The organism is Leisingera sp. ANG-DT, assembly GCF_000813785.1.
In the GTDB taxonomy this organism is placed as follows: domain Bacteria; phylum Pseudomonadota; class Alphaproteobacteria; order Rhodobacterales; family Rhodobacteraceae; genus Leisingera.
Window position 1 is genome coordinate 1 of sequence record NZ_JWLE01000062.1, and the last position, 2,074, is coordinate 2,074.

Below are 2,074 nucleotides of genomic sequence, written 5' to 3' on the forward strand. Positions count from 1 at the left end.
CACATGCCAGCAAGATCTTTGTTCTCATGAACAGCCAGCCGCAGTGCCCGCACTGCATTCAAGACCGGTGGCAGGCCGACGCTGTGGCCGCAGGTTTGAAGTGGGCAGGCCGCGATCCGGAAGACCGTCACTATGCCCACTATATCGCCCCCTGCGGCCATAACTTGCGCCGGCAATTTGAGATGGTGAAGCGTGCCGCCGAAGGCGTCTGCGACGTACGCTGCGAACTCTGCCAGCAGCATAAGGAGCAAGAAGAAGCCTCCGCGCAGGGTTGGGAGCTGATTGGACCGGATCCGAACAGGAACCAGAACTACCGCCTGTACCAGCACCAGGCCTGCGGCCATGTTCAGCGGATCGCCCGTGCCAACATGCAGACTGGCCGGTTTCAATGCAGCAACTGCGGCGAGGGCTGGAGCAGTGCGCCAAGCTTTCTCTACGTCATGCAGCTCAAACTCGCCAATGGAGCTAAGCTGATCAAGCTGGGCTACAGCAGGGATCCCATTTCCCGCCTTTACCACCAACTACTGAAGACCAAGGAGACGGAGGCGCAGGTCCTGCGGACAGTTCCCATCAGCTCCGGCCACACAGCTGTGCAAATTGAGAAAGGCCTGCATGCGCGGCTGAAGGCAGAGCACCCCGACAGCGTCGCGCCGCCAGACCTCTACGCAGAAGAGCTGAGCGTCAAAAGCGAGGTCTACTTCGCCGATGCGACCCAGGTGATCTTCGCGATGCTCGACGCCATCCGAGCGGAAGAAGACACCTAAGCGCCCCCTCTTCAATTTCCAACATCTCCAGCCCGGTTCCACCGGGCGCCCGATCCCTTTTGCCTTTTTGAAGGAGGCTTTCCATGAGCCAGCTTGATCTCTCCAAGCCCGCGCGCCCCGATTGGTGGCAGTTCGCCGAAGACTGCGCCCGCCGCTATCATCTCTATTACAGAGAGCTGCAGCAGACACGCCGCAAGACACTCAAAGAAGACGCGCCAGACGACAGTGCTGGCGCCGAGGAGCCGCCTGTGCCCCCTGCACCGGATCACCCCCATTCTTTGCTGCAGCATCTGAGCAAGCACCCCAACGCGCGGAATCTGCCTCCGGATCTTTGGGAAGCGCTGGAGCAGGAAGGCGCCGACCCATACGCATGCGATGACAAGGGCCGCTGGCTGCCGGCCACAGATCTGCCGGCAGACCAGCTGTTGCTTCTGCTGCGGATCGCCGCGGCCTTTGGCTCCCCGGCTGCGGTGGACACGCAGCTAATCCGCGGCACTGTGCTGATCCTGCGCAACATTCCTCCCTGCGGCTTTTCGAGCCTGGAAAATCTCCTTAACAACGCCCTGCTGCCGCCGGGCTGGCAAGCCTATGACGCCCGGCGCCAGGTGCAGCTGCCTCAGCGCGTGACCCTCGCTGTCCCCAGCGTCCGCGATGGCGGGATTGAGCAGGGTCACTTTGATGACCTGCAGGAGCTGATCATTAAAGGCCTGGCGCACAGCCAGCCTTTGTGGATCTGCTTGCCGGATGAGATGGCGCTGCCGGCGCCACTGGTGACGGAGCACTGTCACCAGCTGGCATTGCCGCAAGTGGACGCGGATTTTCTGATCGCCCTGCTGCGCCAGACGCACAGCCGCACGGGCCGCATTGATGAAGCCGCCGCCCGCGCCGCGCTGCCCCCGAACGGCCAGCTGCAAGAACTCTCCACCGCCGCACTCTCTTTTGCCCTGCGTGCGCCCACAGCGAAGAAGATGGCTCAGCGCCTGTCCCAGGCGCTTGCAGCCGCTGCCGCTTCACCGCCCGAAGCCCACGCGCCAAGGGAAGAGATCACAGGCATTGGCCCAGCCTATAACACCGCCCGCTGTCTGGTCGCAGACCTGCGCCTGTGGGCCGAAGGCAGCGTTGCATGGGACCAGATCCCCCATTCTTTGCTGTTGCACGGCGTACCCGGCACCGGCAAGAGCCACCTCGCCCGCGCAATGGGCCGGAGCGCCGGGGTCAATTGCGTCGAGACCAGTTGCGCCGAGTGGCAAAGCGCGGGGCACCTTGGCAACCTCCTGCTCGCGATGCGCAAAAGCTTCGATGAAGCACGG

The 2,074-nt window shown here is 63.1% G+C and carries 2 protein-coding genes; both read left to right on the top strand.

What is annotated here, in order from left to right; translation table 11 throughout:
* The first annotated feature begins 26 nt into the window (after positions 1-26).
* Positions 27-764 carry a GIY-YIG nuclease family protein gene (locus tag RA21_RS21575; protein ID WP_193748100.1) on the top strand — a complete coding sequence of 246 codons (738 nt, stop codon included), beginning with the start codon at positions 27-29 and terminating at the stop codon, positions 762-764.
* Between the two features lie 278 nt (positions 765-1,042).
* Positions 1,043-2,074: AAA family ATPase (locus RA21_RS21580; RefSeq protein WP_152610609.1), on the top strand; the 1,032-nt coding region annotated here is incomplete at its 3' end.

Bases quoted from the DNA above. Each gene is read 5' to 3' on its own strand.
- RA21_RS21575 (WP_193748100.1), top strand. From the start codon at position 27: ATGAACAGCCAGCCGCAGTGCCCGCACTGCATTCAAGACCGGTGGCAG.